Origin of the sequence: Cryobacterium sp. 10I1 (assembly GCF_035019805.1) — a bacterium.
GTDB lineage: Bacteria > Actinomycetota > Actinomycetes > Actinomycetales > Microbacteriaceae > Cryobacterium > Cryobacterium glucosi.
The window spans coordinates 1-345 of record NZ_JASJVF010000602.1; the positions used below are offsets into that span (position 1 = coordinate 1).

At 72.5% G+C, this 345-nt stretch carries 1 pseudogene; it reads right to left on the reverse strand.

Annotated features, from left to right (window positions below):
• Positions 1-260 (reverse strand): annotated as a pseudogene (locus QN345_RS19960) (short-chain dehydrogenase); the annotation flags it as partial.
• Between the last annotated feature and the right edge of the window lie 85 nt (positions 261-345).

Consider the following 345-nt stretch of genomic DNA (forward strand, 5'->3'; position numbering starts at 1 on the left):
TCGTCGATCCGGGTCGGGGCGCCGGTCGCGGTCGCCGCGATGACCTCACGGTCGGCCTCCGCGATCAGGGCCCGCTTCTCGCCGCGGCGCACCTGCTTGACAGACTTGAACATCTTCGCGGTCGCCTGCCGGACGGTGACGAAGTCAGGGTCTTCCTGGTCGAGTGCGGCGAGGGAGGCGAGCACTCGCAGGGCGGTCTCGAGGTCGCCGGGGTCGATGCTCGGGACGGGCACGGACTCTGCGGAAGGCTCGATGGTCATCCGTCAATAGTACGGGCAGCTCCCGGACGCCGCCCGGGCGGACCGCCTGACGAAGAAGCGGGGGGGCGGCCCCCGGGGCGGCCCC